This window comes from Variovorax beijingensis (assembly GCF_007828835.1).
GTDB classification, from domain to species: domain Bacteria; phylum Pseudomonadota; class Gammaproteobacteria; order Burkholderiales; family Burkholderiaceae_C; genus Variovorax; species Variovorax beijingensis_A.
In genome coordinates, this window is record NZ_VIVL01000004.1 from 133,099 (window position 1) to 150,338 (window position 17,240).

Genomic DNA, 17,240 nt, shown 5'->3' on the forward strand with positions numbered 1-17,240 from the left:
ACGGGCCGGCCTCGTCGGTTCCTCGCGGGAATGTGGCGCGCCTGCGCCCGCGGATGCGTCAGCTTGCCTTTGCCGATGGTGTAGGAGGACTCCATGAGCGGAGTTTTCGCCCGGAGCCGTGGTAGAAACCGGCCACCCTGCGCACGTCGCGCATTGCATCGAACCGATGGCAGAAGACTTTTCCTTCAATCCACGACATCACGTCATGCCGGCCGGCCCCGGCTCCCGCCTGGGGCGCGTGTCCTGGCTGCTGCTGCTCGGCCTGGCCCTGCTGTTCATGGGCGGCTGCGCGGGGCTGCCGGCCGGCGTGGAGCGCAAGCCATCGGTGGCCATCACCGATGGCGCCGACACCATGCTCGGGCGCTTGGTGGCGGCGGCCTCGCCGCCGGGGCAGGGGCTGAGCGGCTTCCGTCTGCTGCCGATGCCGCAGTATTCGCTGCATGCGCGCGTCGAGCTCGCGCGCCGCGCCCAGCGCTCGATCGACGTGCAGTACTACCTGGTGCAGAACGACGAAACCGGCCGCTACCTGCTGCGCACGCTGCGCGACGCGGCCGAGCGTGGCGTGCGCGTGCGCCTGCTGGTGGACGACCTCTACACCGCGGGCGCCGATCCGCTGTTCGCGGGCTTCGCGGCGCATCCGAACGTGGAGGTGCGCTTCTTCAATCCGTTTCCGGCCGGCCGCGGCCTGCTGGGCACGCGCTGGGCGGCGTCGCTGCTCGACTTCGACCGCGTGCACCGGCGCATGCACAACAAGCTGTTCGTGGTGGACAACTCGATGGCGGTCATGGGCGGGCGCAACATCGCCAACGAATACTTCCTGCGCGATGGCGGCTCCAACTTCATCGACATCGATACGCTGGTGGCCGGCACGGTCGTGCCGCGGCTGTCGTCGCTGTTCGACATGTACTGGAACAGCCCGTACGTCTATCCGATCGAGTCGCTGGTCTCCAATGGCGGGGCCACGCCGCAGCAGCTGCGCGAGGGCTTCGAGCAGATGACCGCCGGGCCGGACACGCTGCATCCCGATCCGCTGACCTCCACCGACCTGCTGGGCAACAATGCGCTCGGCAAGGACCTGGGCGAGGGCGCACTGTCGCTCGTCTGGGCGCGCGCCGAAGCCTATGCCGACGCGCCCGCCAAGGCACTGGGGCCCCCGGAAGCCCGCGGACTGCCGGCCGACGAATCGACCGACAGCGTGCTCTACAACGTGCGGCGCTACCTGCGCGGCGCGCAACAGGAGATCCTGCAGACCACGCCCTACCTGATTCCGGGCCGCGGCGGCATGGAGACGATCCGCCTCGTGCGGCAGCGGGGCGTGAGCTACACCATCGTCACCAATTCGCTGGCCGCCACGGACGAATCGCTGGTGCACATCGGCTACCGCCGCTACCGGCCCGAGATGCTGGGCCTGGGCGTGGAGCTCTACGAGCTGAGTCCCAAGCGCGTCGAGCAGACCAGGCGCTTCGGCATCTACGGCTCCGCGAGCGGACGGCTGCATGGAAAGTCGGCCGTGGTCGACCGCAGCATGGTGTTCATCGGCTCGATGAATTTCGATCCGCGCTCGATGCTGCACAACACCGAGATCGGCCTGTTCATCTTCAGCCCGCAGATTGCCCAGCAGCTCACCAGCCTGATCGGCTTCATCCGGCTGGACGGTGCCTACCAGCTGCAGCTGGGGCCGCGCGGCGGCATCGAATGGGTGAGCCCGGCGACGGGCGACGGCGCCGACACCATCCTGCATGTGGAGCCGGAAACGGATTTCTGGTCGCGCTGGAAGCTGGAGCTATTCGCGCCGCTGGTGCCCGAGAGCCTGCTGTAGGCCGCGCGCCGGCGGCCCGCGCAGGTGCTATTGCTGCAGGCGACCGCTCAAGTAGGGCTCGGGGTCGACGGCGGTGCCGTTCTTGCGGATCTCGAAATGCAGCTTCACGCGGTCGGTTTCGCTCTTGCCCATTTCGGCGATCTTCTGGCCTTGCCGGACCACCGCGTTTTCCTTCACGAGGATGGTCTGCGCATGGGCGTAGGCGGTAAGAAAGGTCTCATTGTGCTTGATGATGACCATGTTGCCGTAGCTGCGCAGCTCGCCGCCCACGTACACCACGCGGCCGTCCGCCGAGGCCACGATGGGATCGCCCAGGTTGCCGGCAATGTCAAGGCCCTTGTTGCGCACGCCGTCGAAGCGGGCAATGGTGGTGCCGGCGGCGGGCCGGATGAACATGGCCTGGGGCTGCTGCACGGGCGGCGGAATGGGCACGCCGGGCCGCGCCGGCGGCTGCGGCGTGGTACAAGCGGCCAGGCCGGCGGCCAGCAGGAGCGCGGCGCCGGTACGAAAGGCAAAAGTCTGGAGGTGCATGGCTCTTTTGGAACGAATTCGTTGCTGAGGGTTCCCGCGGTCGGCGCGCCGGGCGAGCCACCTCGTCCATGCTAGCAAACTCGGCCGAACCCGGATCTACTTGAGCGGGATCGGCGTGCCGCGGTCGATCGGCACCGCCGTCACGCTGTTCTTCGGCGAACCTTCGATCAGCAGGTCGGAGTACGTGAGATAGACCAGCGTGTTGCGCCTGGCGTCGACCATGCGCACCACGCGCAGCCGCTTGAACAGGATCGACAGCCGCTCGCTGTAGACCTCTTCGCGCTTGGGCAGGGGTTGGGTGATGCTGACCGGCCCGACCTGGCGGCAGGCAATGGAGGCTTCTGACTTGTCCTCCGCCACGCCGAAGGCACCCGCCAGTCCGCCCGTCTTGGCGCGCGAGACGTAGCAGGTCACGCCATTGACCTTGGGGTCGTCGTAGGCCTCCACCACGATCTTGTGGTCGGGGCCGATGAGCTTGAACGCGGTGTCCACGTCGCCCACCGTTTCCGCATGCGAGGCCGGGGCCAGCGCAAGGCCCACCAGCGCCACGCCACACGCGAAGGCGCCGCGAAGGAGGAGGGAAGCGCGGGGGGCCTGGGTCATGGCTGTTGTTTCAAACGATGCTGAGTTCGTGCACGCGGTCGAAGCTGCCGCGCCGCCTGTCCTCGAAGAAGTGTTCCAGCGCCTCGCGCACGGTGCGAAAGGCGATCTCTTCCCAGGGAATCTCTTCCTCGGTGAAGAGCCGGGCCTCGATGGTTTCGTGGCCGGGGTCGAAGCGGTCGTCGAGCAGGCGGGCGCGGTAGAACAGGTGCACCTGGCCCACGCGCACCACGCTGATCACCGCGAACAGGCCTTGCATCTCGTAGTGGGCGCCGGCCTCTTCGTCGGTCTCGCGGGCCGCGCCCTGGGCCGCGGTCTCGCCCAGCTCCATGAAGCCCGCGGGCAGCGTCCACTTGCCCCAGCGCGGCTCGATGTTGCGCTTGCACAGCAGCACCTTGTCGCCGAGCACGGGAATGGTGCCCACCACGTTCAGCGGGTTCTCGTAGTGGATGGTGCTGCAGGCCGGGCAGACGGCGCGCTCCTTGGTGTCGCCGTCGTCGGGAACGCGGTAGACCACTGCGGTGCCGCAGTTCTTGCAGTGCTTGATGGGGACGCGCAGGATCATGGAGCGGGAAACCGCGGCATCAGGCGATCTTGATCGTGAGCTTCGGCAGGCCGGCCACTTCGCCCACCAGCGTGTCGCCCGCCACCACCGCCGCCACGCCTTCGGGCGTGCCGCTGTAGATCAGGTCGCCGGGCTGCAGCTCCCATGCGGCCGACAGGTGCTCGATGGTTTCGGCCACGTTCCAGATCAGCTTGCTCACGGTGCTGCGCTGGCGGTCGGTGCCGTTCACCTGCAGCGAGATCTCGGCGTTCTCGGCGTCGCCTGCCTCGGCCACCGGCACGATCGGGCCGATGGGCGCGCTCTGCTCGAAGCCCTTGCCGATGTCCCAGGGGCGGCCCTGCTTCTTCATGTCGTTCTGCAGGTCGCGCCGCGTCATGTCCAGGCCCACCGCATAGCCGTAGATGTGCTTGTGCGCATCGGCCGCCGCAATGTTCTTGCCGCCGGTGCCGATGGCCACCACGAGCTCGATCTCGTGGTGCAGGTTCTTCGTGAGCGTGGGGTAGGCCATGGTGCCGGTCTGGCCCGCATCGACCACCACCAGCGCGTCGGCCGGCTTCATGAAGAAGAAAGGCGGTTCGCGGCCGGTAAAACCCATTTCCTTGGCGTGATCCTCGTAGTTGCGGCCCACGCAGTAGATGCGGTGCACCGGAAAACGGGCGGCCTGGCCGACCACGGGGACCGAAACGGTCGCGGGCGGGGCGAAAACAAACTCGGAAGCCATTGCGTCTGTCCTTTTCAGCGGAACGGAGAAAAACGGCAGTGTGCCAGAGGCAGGCGCGGGCTGCCGGTGCGGCGCTATGCTTGCGGGATGATGAAGCTGCACAACTACTTCCGATCGTCCGCCTCGTTCCGCGTGCGCATCGCGCTCCACCTGAAGGGCCTGGAGTTCGACTACATCCCGGTGCACATCGCCCGCGGCGAGCACCGCACGGGACCGTTCTCGGCCATTTCGGCCGACATGCTGGTGCCGCTGCTCGAAGACGAGGGCGAGCGCTTCTCGCAGTCGATGGCCATCATCGAATACCTGGACGAGACCTATCCCGAGCCGGCGCTGCTGCCGCACGATCCGGTGGGCCGCGCCCATGTGCGCGCACTCGCGGACTCCATCGCCTGCGAGATCCATCCGCTCAACAACCTGCGCGTGCTCAAGTACCTGGTGAAGGAACTCAAGCTCGACGACGAGGCCAAGAACGCCTGGTACCGCCACTGGGTGCGCGAAGGCATGCTGGCCTTCGAGCGCCAGCTCGCCCAGCATCCAGGCGGCCGCTTCTGCTATGGCGACACGCCCACGCTGGCCGACTGCTGCCTGGTGCCGCAGATCTTCAACGGCCGCCGCTTCGACTGCGACTTCAGCGGTCTGCCGCGCACCATGGCCGCCTTCGAGGCCTGCATGGAGCTCGACGCCTTCCAGCGCGCCCAGCCTTCGCAGTGCCCCGACGCGGAAGCCTGAGCGAGCCCGCCGCCATGGAAGACGCGCAATGGCTCGTGCCTCGCTGGCCGGCGCCGCCCAACGTGCGGGCCGTGTGCACCACGCGCCACGGCGGTGTTTCGCAGGGCCGCTACCAGAGCCTCAACCTTGGCGACCACGTGGGCGACCTGGCCGCCCACGTTGCCGAAAACCGCCATCGCCTGGCGCAGGCCATCGGCGGCGCGCGCCCGGTCTTCCTGCAGCAGGTGCACGGCACAGGACTCGTGGCGCTCGATGCCGAAGCCGGCATCGTGGGCGATGGCACGCCGGCCGACGCCTGCACCGCCACGGCCGTCGGCGTGGCATGCACGATCATGGTGGCCGACTGCCTGCCCGTGCTCTTCACCGACGAATCGGGCCAGCGGGTGGCAGCCGCGCACGCCGGCTGGCGCGGCCTGGCCGGCGGCGTGCTCGAGGCGGCGGTCCGCTGCTTCGAGCCCGCGCAGGCGGCCGGCAAGGTCATGGCCTGGCTCGGCCCCTGCATCGGCCCCCGGGCCTTCGAGGTCGGGCCCGAGGTCAAGGCCGCGTTCGAGGCGCATGCGAGCGAGGCCGCACGCTGCTTCCGGCCCGCGCCGGCCCCCGGCAAATGGCTGGCCGATCTTCCCGCGCTCGCGCGCCAGCGCCTCGGCGCGGCCGGCGTGGCGTCGGTGCACGGCAACGACGGCAGCGACGCGTGGTGCACCGTCGCCAACCCGTCACGGTTCTTTTCGCACCGGCGGGACGGCGTCAGCGGGCGCTTCGCCGCGCTGGTCTGGAAGGTCTGAGTCCGTGCCTGCCGCCGCGGCCGCCTCGCTTGCGGCGCGGCGCGCTTCTTCCTGCGCCTTTTCCTCGCGCTGCCTGATCGCGCGGCGCCGCCCGGGGGTGCCCATCAGGTAAACCACCAGTGCGACAGGCGCCAATCCGTACAAAAGAAATGTGAAGATGGCACCCAATACGGTGCCCGTGGTGTTGGTGGCTTCGGCCACGGCCATCATCAGGGCGACGTAGAGCCAGCCAATCACGATCAGGTGGATAAACACAAGAAGTTTCAGTCGGTAAGTGAGCGGGGAGCGTTGTGGGCGCCTTGCGAAATGCAGGATACTCAAAATACGCAAGCCATCCGTACCGATTCAGGCGAGGACCAGGAGACATGATGAAGCAACAAGCCACGGGGGCCGATGCGTTCGCGCCCTTCCAGCAGGCTCTTTCAGAGGGATGGACCCAGGCGCTGGAATCGCTCCAGCAGTCCGCCGTACAGGGGGCCTCGGCCTTCAACGGCGGCGGCACGCCGCTGTGGCAATTGCCGCCGGGGGCGAAGCTGCCTGAATTGCCCAAAGTCTCCATTGCGCCCGAGAAGCTGCAAGCGATCCAGCAGCAATACATGGCCGAAGCCACCGAGCTCTGGCGCCGCGGCCTCGATGCCAGGCCCGAGGGCGACAGGCGCTTCGCCGGCGAAGCCTGGGGCAGCAATCCGCTCGCGGCCTTCTCCGCGGCCGTCTACCTGCTCAACGGCCGCACCCTGCTCAGCATGGCCGAGGCCATCGACGCCGACGAAAAGACCAAGGCGCGCATGCGCTTCGCGGTCGAGCAGTGGATGGCGGCGGCGTCGCCCAGCAATTCGCTCGCCTTCAATGCCGAGGCACAGAAAAAGGCCATCGACACGCAGGGCGAGAGCATCGCCAAGGGCATCCAGAACCTGCTGCACGACATGAAGCAGGGCCACCTCAGCATGACCGACGAAAGCGCCTTCGAAGTGGGGCGCAACGTGGCCACCACCGAGGGCGCCGTGGTGTTCGAGAACGAGCTGTTCCAGCTGCTCGAATACAAGCCGCTCACGGCCAAGGTGTACGAGCGGCCGTTCCTGCTGGTGCCGCCGTGCATCAACAAGTTCTACATCCTCGACCTGCAGCCCGAAAACTCGCTGATCCGCTATGCCAACGAGCAGGGCCACCGCGTGTTCGTGGTGAGCTGGCGCAACCCCGACGAGTCGCTGGCCAACGCCACCTGGGACGACTACATCGAGAACGCCGCCATCAAGGCGATCCACCTCGTGCAGGAGATCGGCGGCAGCAAGCAGATCAACGCGCTGGGCTTCTGCGTGGGCGGCACCATCCTGAGCACCGCGCTGGCCGTGCTCGCGGCGCGCGGCGAAAAGCCGGCCGCCTCGGTCACGCTGCTCACCACCTTCCTCGACTTCAGCGACACCGGCATCCTCGACATCTTCGTCGACGAGGCGATGGTGGCGTACCGCGAAATGCAGCTGGGCAAGGGCGGCCTGCTGCCCGGCATGGACCTGGCCTCGACCTTCAGCTTCCTGCGGCCCAACGACCTGGTCTGGAACTACGTGGTCGGCAACTACCTGAAGGGCGAAACCCCGCCGCCCTTCGACCTGCTCTACTGGAACAGCGACGCCACCAACCTGCCGGGCCCGTTCTATGCCTGGTACCTGCGCAACACGTACCACGAGAACAAGCTCGCCAAGCCCAATGCGCTCACGGTCTGCGGCGAGAAAATCGACCTCGGCAAGATCGACATCCCGGCCTACATCTACGGCTCGCGCGAAGACCACATCGTGCCGATCGGCGGCGCCTATGCGTCCACGCAGCTGCTGCCGGGCAAGAAGCGCTTCGTCATGGGCGCCTCCGGCCACATCGCAGGCGTGATCAACCCGCCCGCCAAGAAAAAGCGCAGCCACTGGATACGCGAAGACGGCAAGTTCCCCAAGACCCATGCCGAATGGCTGGCCGGCGCCACCGAGCACCCCGGCAGCTGGTGGACCGACTGGGCCCAATGGCTCAAGGGCCATGCGGGCAAGCAGGTTTTGGCGCCCAAGGCCTACGGCAACGGCAAGGCCTACAAGGCGATCGAGCCGGCGCCCGGACGCTACGTCAAGGCAAGAGCCTGATCCCCGATCCTTCACAACCCTGACTTCAAATCACTTCAACGGAGAACCTCATGGAAGACATCGTCATCGTTTCGGCTGCACGCACGGCGGTCGGCAAGTTCGGCGGCTCGCTCGCGGGCATTGCAGCCACCGAGCTGGGCGCCCTCGTGATCAAGGAAGTGATTGCGCGCGCCAACCTCACGGCCGACCAGGTCGGCGAAGCCATCATGGGCCAGGTGCTGGCCGCCGGCGCGGGCCAGAACCCCGCGCGCCAGGCCTGGCTCAAGAGCGGCGGCACCAAGGAAACGCCGGCGCTCACCATCAACGCCGTCTGCGGCTCGGGCCTGAAGGCCGTGATGCTCGCGGCGCAGGCCGTGGCCACGGGCGACAGCGAGATCGTGATTGCCGGCGGCCAGGAGAACATGAGCGCTGCGCCGCACGTGCTGCCCAATTCGCGCAACGGCCAGCGCATGGGCGACTGGAAGCTGGTCGACACGATGATCGTGGACGGCCTGTGGGACGTCTACAACCAGTACCACATGGGCATCACGGCCGAGAACGTGGCCAAGAAGTATGGCATCGACCGCTCCGCGCAGGACGAGCTCGCGCTCGGCAGCCAGACCAAGGCCGCGGCCGCGCAGGACGCCGGCAAGTTCAAGGACGAGATCGTGCCCGTGAGCATTGCGCAGAAGAAGGGCGACCCGATCGTCTTCGACAAGGACGAATTCATCAACCGCAAGACCAGCGCCGAAGGCCTGGCCGGCCTGCGCCCCGCCTTCGACAAGGCCGGCGGCGTGACCGCGGGCAATGCCTCGGGCCTGAACGACGGGGCAGCAGCCGTGATGGTGATGACGGCCAAGAAGGCCGCCGCGCTCGGCCTCAAGCCGCTGGGCCGCATCGCGAGCTATGCCACCGCCGGCCTCGACCCGGCCATCATGGGCATGGGCCCGGTGCCCGCCTCGACCAAGGCGCTGCAGCGCGCCGGCTGGAAGGCGGCCGACCTCGACCTGCTCGAGATCAACGAAGCCTTTGCGGCGCAGGCCTGCGCCGTGAACAAGGAAATGGGCTGGGACGTGAACAAGGTCAACGTGAACGGCGGCGCGATTGCCATCGGCCACCCGATCGGCGCGTCGGGCTGCCGCATCCTCGTGACGCTGCTGCACGAGATGCAGCGCCAGAACGCGAAGAAGGGCATTGCGTCGCTGTGCATCGGCGGCGGCATGGGCGTGGCGCTGACGATCGAGCGATAGGTTCCACTGGGGGCGCGCATTCAGAGCGCGCTCCCGCCGACGGGCCACTTTGTTCACCGCTCAAATTTTGAGCAAACTGATTATTCCCCTTGTAAAACAATGAGTTAGATCACCTTTACAAGGAAGAACATCAGTTATCCCCAAAGTTGTCCACGGAAACTGGGGATGGCGGCGACTTCTTCACAATTCGCCCGCAAGTCCTTGTTTTTGGGCGCTCAATCGACGGCGGCCTGCTCGCCCGCGTAGTGCTGGCACAGGGTCTCGACCAGCGCCTGCGCGTAGATCGGCAGGGCGGCCCGGTCGCGCACCAGCAGATAGCGCTCCCGTACGCACCACGCATCGCTGAGATCGATCAGCGCGAGCTGCATGCTCTCCTGGTTGCGCCGCGCCGCCGACTCCGGCACCACGCCAATGCCTACGCCGCTGCCGATCATCCGGCACATGGCATCGAAGCTGCCGAGCTGGATGCGCAGCTTCTGCCGCTTGCCGAGGTTGTCGGTGATCTGCGCCAGAAAGGTCTGCAAGGTGCTGCCTTGCTGCATGCCGATCGCGTCTTCGTCGAGCGTTTCCGCGAATGAAATCCTGCGGCGCTTCGCAAAGCGGTGCTGGCGCGAGGTGACGAGCACCAGCCGGTCGGTGCTGAAGTGGATCGCCTCCAGGCCCAGCGTGTCGACGCGGCCCGCCACGATGCCGATGTCGGCGCGGCCGTCGAGCACGCCGCGCGGGATCTGAGCATTCGGTTTTTCCTGAAGGTCGACATTGATGCGCGGGTTGCGCGCAAGAAAGCCCGGCAGGATTTCAGGCAGGAAATCGGTCACGGCCGTGGTGTTGGCGAACACGCGCAGATGGCCGCGCAGCCCGCCGCCGTATTCGAGCAGGTCGGCGCGCAGCTGCTCGGTCTGGTGCAGCACGAGGCGCGCGTGGTGCAGGAAGGCTTCTCCCGGCGGCAGCAGGCGCACGCCACGGGCTTCGCGCTGCAGCAGCTGCAGCCCGGCCTGGTTTTCGAGCGCCTTGATCCGCGCGCTGGCCGCCGCAAGCGACAGGTGCTGCCGTTCGGCCGCGCGCGTGAGGTTGCCGAGCTCGGCCGTGGCAACGAAGAGGCGCAGATCCGTCAAGTCGAAAAGCATGGCGCCATCGTAAAGCCGAAAGCCCAAGCCTTCGGTATCTCAGAAGGCTGGCTTCCGAAATCGCAGATTGCGCGCACTGCCACGGCAGAACACCATGCAGACATGGAGACAAAGACAATGAAATTCCGCGCACTGGCGCTTCTTTCCCTTGCCGCGGCAGCGTTCTGCACTGCGGTTCCGGCAGCCGCGCAGCCCTACCCCTCGCGCCCCGTCACGCTGGTCGTGCCGCAGGCCGCGGGCGGCACCAACGACATCGTGGGCCGCCTCGTGGGCCAGAAGCTCGGCGAGCTGATGAATGCCAGCGTGGTGGTCGACAACCGGCCGGGCGCGGGCGGCAACATCGGCACGCAGCTGGTCGCCAAGGGGCCGAAGGACGGCTACACGCTGCTCATGACCATCAGCAGCAGCCAGGCCATCAACCCGGCGCTCTACAAGAACCCGGGCTTCGATCCGGTGAAGGACTTCAAGCCCGTCGGCCTGGTCGGCGCGGTGCCCAACGTGCTGCTGGTGCATCCCTCGTTTCCCGCCAGGGACTTCAACGAATTCCTGAAGCTCGCGCGGCAGAAGGGCGCCAACTACCAGTACGCCTCGGCCGGCAACGGCACGCTCAACCACCTGCTGGGTGAAATGCTCAACAGCATGGCCGGCATCTCGATGCAGCACGTGCCGTACAAGGGCGTGGCGCCCGCGCTCAACGACGTGTTGGGCGGGCAGCTGCCGATCGTGTTCGCGAGCCTGCCCTCGGCGCTCTCGCACATCAAGGCCGGCAAGCTGCGCGCGCTGGCCGTGAGCGGCGAGAAGCGCTCGCCGGTGCTGCCCGACGTGCCCGCCATTGCCGAGGCGGTGCCGGGCTACAACGGCACGCTCTGGATCGGCCTGTTCGCGCCCGCGGGCGTGCCTCCCGAGGTGCTGGCCATGCTGCAGGACGCCACGCGCAAGGCGCTGGCCGCGAAGGAGCTGCGCGACAAGCTCGAACAGCAGGGCGTCGAGATCGCGGCGCCCACCACGCCCGATCAATTCTCGAAACTGCTGCAGGACGACCTCGCCAAGTGGGCGCGCATCGTCAAGGCCTCCGGCGCAGCGGTCGACTGAAGGAACCCATGACCAACACCGAGCAGGAAAAACCCTCCGGCGCGATCGATGCCGGCATGCTGGCAAGGCTGCAGGCCTGGCAGGGCGGCAGCGAGACGCTGGCCGACGACATCACCGCGGCCCCCGTGCGCGCGCTCTCGGCCACGCTCGACCGCGACGACGCGCCGCCCGCCGCCGGCACGCGCCTTCCCGAACTCTGGCACTGGCTCTACTTCCTGCCGCACCATCGCCAATCCGAGATCGGCGAGGACGGCCATGCGAAGCGCGGCGGCTTCCTGCCGCCCGTGCCGCTGCCGCGCCGCATGTGGGCCGGCGGACGGCTGAGGTGGGAGCAGGGCAACCCGCTGCAGGTCGGCGATAGGGCCGAGCGCACCTCGACCATCGCTTCGGTCACCCACAAGGCCGGCCGCACCGGCGAGCTGATGTTCGTGCTGGTGCGCCATGAAGTGCGCAACGAACGCGGCCTCGCGCTGACCGAGGAACACGACATCGTCTACCGCGCCGCGGCCGCGCCCGGCGAGAAGGCGCCGTCGCCCACGCCGGCGCCGAAGGACGCCGCCTTCAGCCGCGAGATCGTGCCCGACGACGTGCTGCTGTTCCGCTATTCGGCGCTGACCTTCAACGGCCACCGCATCCACTACGACCGCCGCTACGTGACGCAGGTCGAGGGCTATCCGGGCCTGATCGTGCACGGGCCGCTGATCGCGACGTTGCTGGTCGACCTGCTGCGCCGCAACGTGCCGGGCGCGCAACTCGCGCGCTTCGAGTTCCGCGCCGTGCGGCCGACCTTCGACACCGCGCCGTTCCGCGTGCATGGCAAGCCGGCCGAAGGCAGCACGGACGGCAAGACCTTCAGCCTCTGGGGCGAGGACGCCGACGGCTGGCTCACGATGCAGGCCACGGCCGTGCTCGCATGAAAAACTGGAAAACAAGCCCATGACAAGACCTCTCGACGGCATCACCGTGGTTTCGCTCGAACACGCGATCGCCGCGCCTTTCTGCACCCGGCAGCTGGCCGACCTCGGCGCCCGCGTCATCAAGGTGGAGCGCCCCGGCGCCGGCGATTTCGCGCGCGCCTACGATGCACGCGTGGGCGGCGAGGCTTCGCACTTCGTGTGGGTGAACCGCTCCAAGGAAAGCCTCACGCTCGACCTCAAGCAGCCCGCCGCGCTCGCGGTGCTGCAGGAGCTGGTGGCCGATGCCGACGTGCTGGTGCAGAACCTCGCGCCGGGCGCCGCCGCGCGCATGGGCCTGGGCGCCGAGGCGCTGCAGGCAATGCATCCGCGGCTCATCGTCTGCGACATCTCGGGCTATGGCGACGACGGCCCGTACCGCGACAAGAAGGCCTACGACCTGCTGATCCAGAGCGAGGCGGGTTTTCTCTCGGTCACGGGCACGCCGGACGATCCGTGCAAGTCGGGCAATTCCATTGCCGACATCGCGGCGGGCATGTACGCCTACACCGGCATCCTCGCGGCGCTGCTCCAGCGCGGCAAGACCGGCAAGGGCTCGCACATCGACGTGTCGATGCTCGAATCGCTCGCCGAGTGGATGGGCTACCCGATGTACTACGCCTACGACGGCGCGCCGCCGCCGCCGCGCAGCGCCGCATCGCACGCCACCATCTATCCCTACGGTCCGTTTCCCGCGGGCGACGGCGGCACGGTGATGCTGGGCCTGCAGAACGAGCGCGAATGGCGCGTGTTCTGCGAGAAGGTGCTGTTGCAGGCGGGGCTCGCGACCGACGTGCGCTTCGACAGCAACGCACGGCGCAACGAGCACCGGGACGCGCTGCGCGCGATCATCGTGGAGACCTTTGCCGCGATCGGCACTGCGCAGGTGGTCGAGCGCCTCGATGCGGCGCAGATCGCCAACGCACGCATGAACGACATGGCCGGGCTGTGGGCGCATCCGCAGCTGCAGGCGCGCGAGCGCTGGCGGCAGGTGGGCTCGCCGGCCGGCGACATTCCGGCGCTGCTGCCGGCCGGCCGCCAGAGCGCCTTCGACTACCGCATGGACGCGATACCGGCGGTCGGCCAGCACACCGACGCCATCCTGCGCAGCCTCGGCCGCAGCGAGGCGGACATTGCGGCGCTGCGCGAGGCGGGCGCGGTGTGAGCACGGCAGCGCTCGCGCTGGCCCGCGCCTTTCTCTTCGTGCCGGCCGACCGGCCTGAACGCCATGCGCGCGCGCTGGCCACCGGTGCGGGCGCGGTGATCGTGGACCTGGAGGACGCGGTGGCGCCCGAACGAAAGGCTGCGGCGCGCGAAGGCCTCGCGGCCTCGTTCGCCGCGCTGCCCGCGGCCGGCCGGCAGCGCCTGCTGGTGCGCATCAATGCCGCAGGCACCCCCTGGCACGAGGACGACCGCGCGGCCGTGGCCGGGCTGGTCTCGCAAGGGCTGGCCGCGGGCGTGCTGCTGCCCAAGGCGGAGCGGGACAGCGACCTGCGGCGGCTGGCCGAAGTCGTCGGCCCGAACGGATTGCTCGTGCCGCTCGTCGAATCGGCCGCCGGGCTTGCGGCAGTCGATGAACTCGCGGCAGTGCCACAGGTGCTGCGGCTCGCCTTCGGCAACCTGGATTTCCAGGCTGATGTCGGGCTGGCCTGCGATGCGGACGAGGCTGAACTCGTGCCGGTGCGCCTCGCGCTGCTGTTGGCCTCGCGCCGCGCCGGCCTGCCCGCGCCCATCGACGGCGTGACGGCCGACTGGCGCGACACGCAGCGCCTGGCCGCCGACACGGCGCGCGCACGGCGCGGCGGCTTCGGCGCCAAGCTGTGCATCCACCCCGACCAGGTCGCGCCGGTGCAGGCGGCGCTCGGGCCGAGCGCCGGCGAGCTCGCATGGGCGCGCCGCGTGATCGAAGCCGTGCGGTCGGCCGGCGGCGGCGTGGCCAGCCTCGACGGACGCATGGTCGACGCGCCGGTGGTTCGCCTGGCCGAACGGCTGCTGGCGCTCGCCGCAGAACAAGACACACATCCAACAACCCAGGAGACAACCCGATGAATCTGAAGAAGAACTGGAAGGCCCGCACCCTGCTGGCCGCGGCATTGGGCGCAGGCCTGCTGGCCGCGCAATCGCCGGCCGCCGCACAGGCGCCCTGGCCGGAAAAGCCCATCACCATGGTGGTGCCGTATTCGGCCGGCGGCCCCACCGACGTGGTCGCGCGCATGCTCGCGATTCCCATGGGCAAGTCGCTCGGCCAGACCGTGATCGTCGAGAACACCGTGGGCGCGGGCGGCACCATTGCGCCCGCGCGCGTGGCCAAGGCGGCGCCCAACGGCTACACCATCCTGATCCACCACATGGGCATGGCCACCGCGCCCGCGCTCTACAAGAAGCTCAGCTACGACCCGCTGAAGGATTTCGAATACGTGGGCCAGGTGATGGACGTGCCCATGACCCTGCTCTCGCGCAAGGATTTTCCGGCCAACAATTTTCAGGAACTGCTGGCCTACGTGAAGGCCAACAAGGACAAGGTGACGCTCGCCAACGCCGGCATCGGCGCGGTGTCGCAGCTGTGCGGCATGCTGCTGGCGCACCAGATCGGGGTGCAGCTCACCACCGTGCCCTACAAGGGCGCCGGCCCGGCGCTCAACGATCTGATGGGCGGGCAGGTCGATCTGCTGTGCGACCAGACCACCCAGACCGCACCGGTCATCAAGGACGGCAACCGCGTCAAGGTGTTCGGCGTGACCACGCCCAAGCGCCTGTCCAGCATGCCCAACATCCCCACGCTCGACGAGCAGGGCCTGAAGGGTTTCGACGTGAAGGTGTGGCACGGCATCTACGCGCCCAAGGGCACGCCGCCGGCCGTGATGGAGAAGCTCAACAAGGCCCTGCGCGCTGCGCTGCAGGACGACATGGTCAAGCACCGCTTCGCCGAACTGAGCACCGAGGCGGTCCCCATGGACAAGGTGACCCCCGAAGCGCTGCGCACCCACCTGGCGGCCGAGACCGAGAAGTGGGGGAAGGTGATCAAGGCGGCGGGGGTGCAGGCGGATTAGCACGGCTGAGCGATCCTCGGTCCGCCCGGGCTCCCTGGCCCACGGCGGGCCGGATATCGCTGACCAGACACGCCGGCCGCAGACGGAGGCTCAAGCGCCGGTCGGCGGCTTCTTCGGCTTCATGCGCGTGACCTTGTACACGGCGCCTTCCTTGTCGTACGTCGTCCATTCGCCGGTCTGTTCGCCGTTCTCGAAATGGCCGGAGCGCATCCGGGTTCCGTCGCTGCGGAACCATTCCCAATAGCCCGTCAGGACACCCTCGGGCGTCTTCTGCCCGCGCGCCCAGACGCTGCCGTCCTTGTGGTATTGCACATGAGGTTGGGTGGTCGGTTTCTTCATCGGCACCTCGTGGTTCAGCCAGACGTTCCTGAATGGGCCCGCAGCGTCTCGTCGAACAGCAGGAGCAGCTGCCGCGCAAAGGCGTCCATGTTCGACGCGCGGTCCGCATGGGCGGTTTCGATCGTCCTGCTCGCCGCAGCCTCTCCGGCGATGGCCAGGCACACATGCCCTGGCGCGTCGCCGTAGGGGCTGCCGGAAGGGCCGGCCGCGCCGCTCTCGGCAATGCCCCAGGTGGCGCGGTGGCTGTCCCGGATCCTGCCTGCAATGAAGCTGGCATAGGGTTCGGTTTCCGCGCGCATGCCCGCCATGTCTTCGGCCCCCAGGCCCAGCAGCGCTTTTGCGGCCCGGCGCGAGTAGACGACCGCGCCGCCGAGAAAAAAAGCCGACGCGCCCGGGATGGCGAGCAGGGCAGCCGACACGAGGCCGCCGGCCGAGGATTCGGCCACCGCCACCGTCTGGCGCCGCTCGCGGAGGACGGCGCCGACACGGCCGGCGAGGATGGAAAGCGGCTCGAGGCCGGCGCCGTCAGACATGGGGACGCCGCCTGGCGATTCCGAAATTCATACTTTTGAACTCCTTGGAAGCAATAGGGGTGTGCGGGGACGGTACGGACTTATGCAATATGGTTGCACATGCGGCCGTACCGTGACAGCTGGTTGCAAGCTCGGCTCAGTGTTTTCCTCAGAGTTCGACGGCTTGAAACTCGCTAGAGTGAAGGCGGCCGTTCAGGCTTTTCGCATACATCAAGGAAAAATTCATGAGCAAGAAAGTTGCATATGTCACCGGAGGCATGGGTGGCATCGGAACAGCCATCTGCCAGCGCCTTCACAAGGACGGCTTCACTGTCGTCGCAGGCTGCGGCCCCACGCGCGACCATGCCAAATGGCTGGCCGAGCAGAAGGCCCTGGGCTTCGAGTTCCACGCCTCGGTCGGCAATGTCGGCGACTGGCAATCCACCGTCGAGGCCTTTTCCGCCGCCAAGGCAGCGCACGGCCCGATCGACGTGCTGGTCAACAACGCCGGCATCACGCGGGACCGCATGTTCCTGAAAATGACGCCCGAGGACTGGAGCGCGGTCATCGAGACCAATCTCAACAGCATGTTCAACGTCACCAAGCAGGTGGTGGGCGACATGGTCGAGAAGGGCTGGGGCCGCATCATCAACATCAGCTCGGTCAACGGCGCCAAGGGCCAGGCGGGGCAGACCAACTATTCGGCGGCCAAGGCCGGCATGCACGGCTTCACGATGGCGCTGGCGCAGGAGCTGGCGAGCAAGGGCGTCACGGTCAACACCGTGAGCCCGGGCTACATCGGCACCGACATGGTCAGGGCCATCCGCCAGGAAGTGCTCGACAAGATCGTGGCCACCATCCCGGTCAAGCGCCTGGGCGAGCCGAGCGAAATCGCCTCCATCATCTCGTGGCTCGCTACGGACGAGGGCGGCTACAGCACAGGGGCCGACTTCTCGGTCAACGGCGGCCTGCACATGCACTGATCATGCTGACGGGAAGCTGATCGAAAAGACCCGCCGAGGCGGGTTTTTTCATTTCTGCGATGTGGCTTCTACGTATGAGAAGCGGTCG

19 protein-coding genes are annotated in these 17,240 nt (G+C 67.9%); 11 read left to right on the forward strand and 8 right to left on the reverse strand.

Features of this window, described 5'->3' with window-relative positions; genetic code table 11:
- Nucleotides 1-166 precede the first annotated feature (166 nt).
- A complete protein-coding gene (locus FB547_RS14145) occupies nt 167-1,819 on the forward strand; it encodes a phospholipase D family protein (protein WP_145743234.1) in 1,653 nt (550 codons plus the stop codon).
- Nucleotides 1,820-1,846: 27 nt separating this feature from the next.
- Here FB547_RS14145 and FB547_RS14150 read toward each other — a convergent pair whose 3' ends face one another.
- The 4 genes from FB547_RS14150 to FB547_RS14165 all read right to left on the reverse strand — a co-directional run bounded on the left by FB547_RS14150 (nt 1,847) and on the right by FB547_RS14165 (nt 4,236).
- Nucleotides 1,847-2,350, reverse strand: a complete 504-nt coding sequence (locus tag FB547_RS14150; RefSeq protein ID WP_145743236.1) for a murein hydrolase activator EnvC family protein — start codon at nt 2,348-2,350, stop codon at nt 1,847-1,849.
- A gap of 96 nt (nt 2,351-2,446) precedes the next feature.
- Nucleotides 2,447-2,953: a CreA family protein gene (locus tag FB547_RS14155; RefSeq protein WP_145743238.1), complete on the reverse strand. Its 507-nt coding sequence runs from the start codon at nt 2,951-2,953 to the stop codon at nt 2,447-2,449.
- Nucleotides 2,954-2,963: 10 nt separating this feature from the next.
- Nucleotides 2,964-3,515 (reverse strand): NUDIX hydrolase, encoded by a 552-nt coding sequence (locus tag FB547_RS14160; protein WP_055804497.1) that lies wholly within the window; start codon nt 3,513-3,515, stop codon nt 2,964-2,966.
- Between the two features lie 19 nt (nt 3,516-3,534).
- Nucleotides 3,535-4,236 carry a fumarylacetoacetate hydrolase family protein gene (locus FB547_RS14165; RefSeq protein WP_145743240.1) on the reverse strand — a complete coding sequence of 234 codons (702 nt, stop codon included), beginning with the start codon at nt 4,234-4,236 and terminating at the stop codon, nt 3,535-3,537.
- A 90-nt stretch (nt 4,237-4,326) separates the two neighbouring features.
- On the opposite strand from FB547_RS14165, the gene maiA reads away from it, so the two are divergent.
- Nucleotides 4,327-4,965: a maleylacetoacetate isomerase gene (gene maiA, locus FB547_RS14170; protein WP_145743845.1), complete on the forward strand. Its 639-nt coding sequence runs from the start codon at nt 4,327-4,329 to the stop codon at nt 4,963-4,965.
- Between the two features lie 14 nt (nt 4,966-4,979).
- The gene (pgeF, locus tag FB547_RS14175) at nt 4,980-5,747 is read left to right on the forward strand and encodes a peptidoglycan editing factor PgeF (protein WP_145743242.1); all 768 of its coding nucleotides are present in this window, start codon (nt 4,980-4,982) and stop codon (nt 5,745-5,747) included.
- Here pgeF and FB547_RS14180 read toward each other — a convergent pair.
- A complete protein-coding gene (locus FB547_RS14180; RefSeq protein WP_145743244.1) occupies nt 5,679-6,002 on the reverse strand; it encodes a hypothetical protein in 324 nt (107 codons plus the stop codon). The two genes, pgeF and FB547_RS14180, sit on opposite strands and share 69 nt — an antisense overlap.
- A gap of 113 nt (nt 6,003-6,115) precedes the next feature.
- On the opposite strand from FB547_RS14180, the gene phaC reads away from it, so the two are divergent.
- Nucleotides 6,116-7,867, forward strand: coding sequence for a class I poly(R)-hydroxyalkanoic acid synthase (gene phaC, locus FB547_RS14185; RefSeq protein WP_145743246.1), 1,752 nt, complete (start codon nt 6,116-6,118; stop codon nt 7,865-7,867).
- Nucleotides 7,868-7,917: 50 nt separating this feature from the next.
- A complete protein-coding gene (locus FB547_RS14190) occupies nt 7,918-9,096 on the forward strand; it encodes an acetyl-CoA C-acetyltransferase (protein ID WP_124959488.1) in 1,179 nt (392 codons plus the stop codon).
- Between the two features lie 215 nt (nt 9,097-9,311).
- Here FB547_RS14190 and FB547_RS14195 read toward each other — a convergent pair whose 3' ends face one another.
- Entirely contained in the window at nt 9,312-10,223 is a 912-nt protein-coding gene (locus FB547_RS14195) for a LysR family transcriptional regulator (protein WP_145743248.1), read from the reverse strand.
- A gap of 117 nt (nt 10,224-10,340) precedes the next feature.
- Here FB547_RS14195 and FB547_RS14200 point away from each other — a divergent pair, with 117 nt between their 5' ends.
- Genes FB547_RS14200 through FB547_RS14220 form a run of 5 tightly spaced genes read left to right on the forward strand, consistent with a single transcriptional unit; the run spans nt 10,341 to nt 15,318 of the window.
- Complete coding sequence (locus tag FB547_RS14200) at nt 10,341-11,315, forward strand: tripartite tricarboxylate transporter substrate binding protein (protein WP_145743250.1); 975 nt, start codon at nt 10,341-10,343, stop codon at nt 11,313-11,315.
- Nucleotides 11,316-11,323: 8 nt separating this feature from the next.
- Nucleotides 11,324-12,232 (forward strand): MaoC family dehydratase N-terminal domain-containing protein, encoded by a 909-nt coding sequence (locus FB547_RS14205; protein ID WP_145743252.1) that lies wholly within the window; start codon nt 11,324-11,326, stop codon nt 12,230-12,232.
- 19 nt (nt 12,233-12,251) lie between these two features.
- On the forward strand, nt 12,252-13,433 hold the full coding sequence (locus FB547_RS14210) for a CaiB/BaiF CoA transferase family protein (RefSeq protein ID WP_145743254.1): 1,182 nt from the start codon (nt 12,252-12,254) through the stop codon (nt 13,431-13,433).
- Nucleotides 13,430-14,317, forward strand: coding sequence for an HpcH/HpaI aldolase/citrate lyase family protein (locus FB547_RS14215; RefSeq protein WP_145743255.1), 888 nt, complete (start codon nt 13,430-13,432; stop codon nt 14,315-14,317). Before FB547_RS14210 ends, FB547_RS14215 begins: the two co-directional genes overlap by 4 nt.
- The gene (locus FB547_RS14220; RefSeq protein WP_145743257.1) at nt 14,314-15,318 is read left to right on the forward strand and encodes a tripartite tricarboxylate transporter substrate binding protein BugD; all 1,005 of its coding nucleotides are present in this window, start codon (nt 14,314-14,316) and stop codon (nt 15,316-15,318) included. The genes FB547_RS14215 and FB547_RS14220 overlap by 4 nt, the downstream gene beginning before the upstream one ends.
- 90 nt (nt 15,319-15,408) lie before the next feature.
- On the opposite strand, the gene FB547_RS14225 is transcribed toward FB547_RS14220, so the two are convergent.
- Entirely contained in the window at nt 15,409-15,657 is a 249-nt protein-coding gene (locus FB547_RS14225) for a toxin-antitoxin system YwqK family antitoxin (RefSeq protein WP_145743258.1), read from the reverse strand.
- Nucleotides 15,658-15,671: 14 nt separating this feature from the next.
- Entirely contained in the window at nt 15,672-16,190 is a 519-nt protein-coding gene (locus FB547_RS14230) for a CinA family protein (RefSeq protein ID WP_145743260.1), read from the reverse strand.
- A 224-nt stretch (nt 16,191-16,414) separates the two neighbouring features.
- On the opposite strand from FB547_RS14230, the gene phbB reads away from it, so the two are divergent.
- Nucleotides 16,415-17,152 carry an acetoacetyl-CoA reductase gene (gene phbB, locus FB547_RS14235; RefSeq protein WP_145743262.1) on the forward strand — a complete coding sequence of 246 codons (738 nt, stop codon included), beginning with the start codon at nt 16,415-16,417 and terminating at the stop codon, nt 17,150-17,152.
- Nucleotides 17,153-17,240: the final 88 nt, after the last annotated feature.